This is a genomic window from Micromonospora sp. M51, from assembly GCF_018070305.1.
GTDB classification, from domain to species: domain Bacteria; phylum Actinomycetota; class Actinomycetes; order Mycobacteriales; family Micromonosporaceae; genus Micromonospora; species Micromonospora parva.
The window spans coordinates 1-4,630 of the sequence record NZ_JAGPXZ010000501.1; the positions used below are offsets into that span (position 1 = coordinate 1).

Here is a 4,630-nt window from a genome sequence, read left to right on the forward strand (position 1 = left end):
TGCGGAGCCGCAGCGTCGGGTGCTCGCCGGAATGGAAGAACTTGCTGGCGCGAACCAGGTCGCCGTTGCGGTCGCGGACCTTGAGGTCGATGTCGGTCTCGCTGGACGGCGCCGCATCGGCCACCACGTCCGCGATCCGCACGCTACCGTCAGCGGTGCGAATCCGGACATCCCCGGTGAGGCAGTAGCGCATCGCGGCGGCCGGGTCGTTACCCGGCGAGCCGAAGTTGCCGTTGCCGTCGACCAGCGGGTAGCGCAGCGACCAGGGCTGCGCCATCCGGACCAGCGCGTCGTAGATCGCGGAGTCGCCGTGCGGGTGGAACTGACCCATCACGTCACCGACGACGCGGGAGCACTTCACGTAGCCGCGGTCCGGACGGTAGCCGGAGTCGAACATCGCGTAGAGGATCTTGCGGTGGACCGGCTTGAGGCCGTCCCGGACGTCCGGCAGCGCGCGACCGACGATGACGCTCATCGCGTAGTCGAGGTAGGAGCGCTGCATCTCCACCTCGAGCCCGACCGGTTCGATCCGGTCGTGCGCGACCACCGCGGCGATGGCCTCGGCGGGAACCTCGGGCTCGTTCGGTGTGGACTCGGGAGAATCGGTCACTGTATACCCTTATCAGACTCAGAGTCGTTTTCGTGCTGTGGATAACCGCTGTGGATACCGGCCAAGCTGTGGATAACTCTGTGGACCGCCGGATCGGCCGGGCAGGGCCCGGCCGATCCGGCGCAGTCCGTCAGATATCCAGGAACCGCACGTCCTTGGCGTTGCGCTGAATGAACGACCGGCGCGCCTCGACGTCCTCACCCATCAGCACACTGAACAACTCGTCGGCGGTCGCCGCGTCGTCGAGAGTGACCTGACGCAGGGTACGCGTCGCCGGGTTCATGGTGGTTTCCCACAGCTCGGGATAGTTCATCTCGCCGAGGCCCTTGAAGCGCTGAATGTCGTCCGGCTTGGCGTTGGGCTTCTTCTGCTGACGCAGCAGGATCAGGCCGTCCCGCTCGCGGTCGGAGTAGGCGTACTGGGCGTCGTCGCCCTTCTTGTTCCACTTGATCTTGTAGAGCGGCGGGGCGGCCAGGTAGACGTGCCCCATCTCGACGAGCGGACGCATGAAGCGGAACAGCAGGGTGAGCAGCAGCGTCTGGATGTGCTGGCCGTCGACGTCCGCGTCGGCCATCAGCACTACCTTGTGGTACCGCAGCTTCTCCATGTCGAAGTCGTCGTGGATGCCGGTGCCCAGCGCGGTGATCAGCGCCTGAACCTCGTTGTTCTTCAGCACCCGGTCGATCCGGGCCTTCTCCACGTTGAGGATCTTGCCGCGGATCGGCAGGATCGCCTGGGTCCGTGGGTCGCGACCCTGCTTGGCCGAGCCGCCGGCCGAGTCACCCTCGACGATGAACACCTCGGACTCGCGGGGGTCGGTCGACTGGCAGTCCGCCAGCTTGCCCGGCATCGAGCCGGACTCCAGCAGCGACTTGCGCCGTGCCAGCTTGCGTGCCTGCTGCGCGGCGATCCGGGCCCGGGCCGCCTGGGAGGCCTTCGTGATGATCATCTTGGCCTCGGCCGGGTTGCGGTCGAACCAGTCGACCAGCCGGTCGTTGCAGACCCGCTGCACGAAGCTCTTCACCGGGGTGTTGCCCAGCTTGGTCTTGGTCTGGCCCTCGAACTGCGGGTTGGCCAGCTTGACCGAGATGATCGCCGCGAGCCCTTCGCGGATGTCCTCGCCGGAGAGCTTCTCGTCGCCCTTGAGCAGCTTCTTGTCGGTGCCGTACCGGTTGACCACGCTGGTCAGCGCGGACCGGAAGCCCTCCTCGTGCGTGCCGCCCTCGTGGGTGTTGATGGTGTTGGCGAAGGTGTAGACCGACTCGCCGTACGACTCGTTCCACTGCATGGCGATCTCAAGTGACATGCCCTCCTCTTCGGCCTCGAACTCGACCACGGTCTTGTGGATCGGGCTCTTCGAGGCGTTGAGGTGCCGGACGAAGTCCGCGATGCCGCCCTCGTAGAAGAAGGTGACCTCGCGCTGGCGGCCGTCCTCCTCCTCGGCCACCCGCTCGTCGAGCAGGTGGATGCGGAGGGCCCGGTTGAGGAAGGCCATCTCCTGCAGCCGCCGGTAGATGGTCTGGAAGTCGAAGTCGACTGTCTCGAAGACGTCGGGGTCGGGCCAGAAGGAGACCGCCGAGCCGGTGCGGTCGGTGGCCTCGCCCTTGTCCAGTGGGCTGGGCTTGGAGTTGGTGTACTGCTGCCGCCAGACGAAACCGGACTTGTGGATCTCCACGGCCATTCGGGTGGAGAGAGCGTTCACCACGGAGACACCGACGCCGTGCAGACCACCGGAGACCGCGTACGCCTTGCCGTCGAACTTGCCGCCGGCGTGCAGCACGGTCAGCGCGACCTCGACACCCGGCTTCTTGAGCTTCGGGTGAAGGTCGACCGGGAAACCACGGCCGTTGTCGGTGACCCGGACGCCGCCGTCGGCGAGCAGCACCACGTCGATGGTGTCGCAGTATCCGGCCAGCGCCTCGTCGACAGCGTTGTCGACAACCTCCCAGACGAGGTGGTGCAGACCGCGTTCGCCGGTGGACCCGATGTACATACCGGGCCGCTTGCGAACGGCCTCCAGCCCCTCGAGAACGGTGATCGACTCTGCGCCGTACTCCTGCTTGTCCTGCGCTGCCACCCTCGGCCACTTTCTCGCGTCAGCCGCGCCGGTAGGGGCGCGTCGGGCGCGGGTTCGGCGGACAGGACGCGACGTCGGCGCGCGGACCGGCGCCGGAGACCTCCGGACAGCGGGTCGAACGCGCCGGTCGCCGCGGTTGCCCGCGGATCGCGATCGGCTCGACCCGACGTGGAGAATGAACCTGGGCCACCGGCCCCGTCCCACTCCCGCACCGGGTCTTCGTCTCACTGTCAATCCTACTGTGCGCGGAGGACAGAACCACCACTCGGCACCCTCAGCGAGGCGGCTGAGAAGTCCATAGCCGGCAGAACCCCGTCGCCCACGACTCCCCCCACACGCCAGGCCCGCTTCGCACGCGCCGCCCCGGAACGGGTTGACCCGCGGTCGGGCGGGTCGGGGGTCGCGGCCGAACCGTCAGTGCCGTACGTTTGCGGCGCCCCGGAACCAGCCTTGATCTTTACCGGTTGGAACCGGGACGATCGACCCGATCGACCCGACACGTGCTCTTTAAGAGGTGACAGATGGGGCTGGACAACGTCGCGGTGCACTGGCCGCGGACCGGCCGCTTCTACGATCCGGTGGCGCCGGCCGAGTTCGTCGACTTCGGCGAGATCGTCGACCTACCGCGCATCTCCGCGCCGACCGCGGCGCTGGCCGAGCTCATCGCGAAGACCGGCACCATCCGGGCGACCGCGTACACCGAGTTGGTGGATCTCCTACTCGGCCTCGAAGGTGTGTTGTACGCCACAGACGCCGCCGCCGAGGACGAGGACCCGGTGATCGACCCGGACGGCTGCTCCTGGATCGCGAGCGGCATCGAACGGTTCGTGGCCGCGCACCGCCCCACCGGCGAGGCGGTCACCTTCGAGTCGGTGAGCACCGTGCTGCGTGCTCTGCTCGGCGACGGCCGGTTGGCCGAACAGCAGCTGCGCTGGCTGGAGAGTCGGCTCGACGCGCTGCGCGACGAGCGCGGCGATCCGCCGCAGTGGAACTTCACCTGCGCCGAGCTGGGCGTGCTGGCGGCGTTCTACCGGCGCTGCGCCGAGCGCGGGTTCGCCGTCTACGCCGACGCCTGAGCCGCCGCGTCCGTCTCCGGGCCGGCCGGCCGGTTGGCGGCTGAGATCAGCTGTGTGAGCACCGCGTGCAGGTGTTGCAGGTCCTCGACGGGCAGCCCGAGCCGCTGCACGATCGCGGCCGGGATCAGTTCGGCCTGACTCCGCAGCGCGGCGCCGCTGGCGGTGAGGGTGACGGCGAGGCTGCGCTCGTCGCTCGGGTCGCGTTCCCGGCGCAGGTAGCCGGCCGCCTCAAGGCGCTTGAGCAGGGGTGACAGCGTGCCCGGGTCGAGCTGGAGCAGGCGGCTGAGGTCGCGGCCGGACAACGGCGCGTGCTGCCAGAGGGCCAACATCACCAGGTACTGCGGGTGGGTCAACCCCATCGGTTCCAGCAGCGGCCGGTAGACGGCCACCACGCTGCGCGCGGCGACCGAGAGGGCGAAGCACACCTGCTGCTCCAGGGCCAGCGGGTCGACGCCGTCCGGTCGTTCGCTCATCGGTTGCCCTCCCTCCGCACGATGACTATCGTACCGATAATTGGTGCACCAATCATTGGTACCCCAACGGTCTGCTCGTGCGTCGGGCCTGACCCGGCGGGACGACGTGACCCGGAAAGAGGCGGCAGATGAGCGAGGACGGCGCGGTCACCAGGGCCCCGGGCGAGGGCGGCCGACTGATGCGGTGGGCCTTCCGGCACCTCGCCGGCCCCGCCGAAGGGGTGCAGGGCGCGGTGCAGGGCGGTTCGGCCGAGGCCCGCGAAGCGTGGAAACGCGACCTGGCCGAGCGCAAGCGCCACACCCGGGAGCAGCGGGAGCGCAAGCGGGCAGCCCGCGAGGCGGACCGGCGCGGCTGTGGCGGCGGCGCAGGCGGTGGTGTCGCGGGGGCCCCGGG

Annotated in this window: 5 protein-coding genes; 2 read left to right on the forward strand and 3 right to left on the reverse strand. The window is 68.9% G+C overall.

Going from position 1 to position 4,630, the window contains the following annotated elements; translation table 11 throughout:
* Both KBX53_RS23065 and gyrB read right to left on the reverse strand, forming a co-directional pair.
* Positions 1 to 610: DNA gyrase subunit A (locus KBX53_RS23065; RefSeq protein WP_309140833.1), on the reverse strand; the 610-nt coding region annotated here is incomplete at its 3' end.
* Positions 611 to 740: 130 nt separating this feature from the next.
* On the reverse strand, positions 741 to 2,687 hold the full coding sequence (gene gyrB, locus KBX53_RS23070) for a DNA topoisomerase (ATP-hydrolyzing) subunit B (protein WP_030331885.1): 1,947 nt from the start codon (positions 2,685 to 2,687) through the stop codon (positions 741 to 743).
* A 521-nt stretch (positions 2,688 to 3,208) separates the two neighbouring features.
* Here gyrB and KBX53_RS23075 point away from each other — a divergent pair.
* The gene (locus KBX53_RS23075; protein WP_030331882.1) at positions 3,209 to 3,763 is read left to right on the forward strand and encodes a hypothetical protein; all 555 of its coding nucleotides are present in this window, start codon (positions 3,209 to 3,211) and stop codon (positions 3,761 to 3,763) included.
* On the opposite strand, the gene KBX53_RS23080 is transcribed toward KBX53_RS23075, so the two are convergent.
* The gene (locus tag KBX53_RS23080; RefSeq protein WP_210861593.1) at positions 3,748 to 4,236 is read right to left on the reverse strand and encodes a MarR family winged helix-turn-helix transcriptional regulator; all 489 of its coding nucleotides are present in this window, start codon (positions 4,234 to 4,236) and stop codon (positions 3,748 to 3,750) included. The genes KBX53_RS23075 and KBX53_RS23080 overlap by 16 nt on opposite strands.
* A gap of 128 nt (positions 4,237 to 4,364) precedes the next feature.
* Between KBX53_RS23080 and KBX53_RS23085 the strand changes: the two genes are divergently transcribed.
* Positions 4,365 to 4,630 (forward strand): hypothetical protein (locus KBX53_RS23085; protein WP_247676079.1); only part of this gene is annotated, 266 nt, incomplete at its 3' end.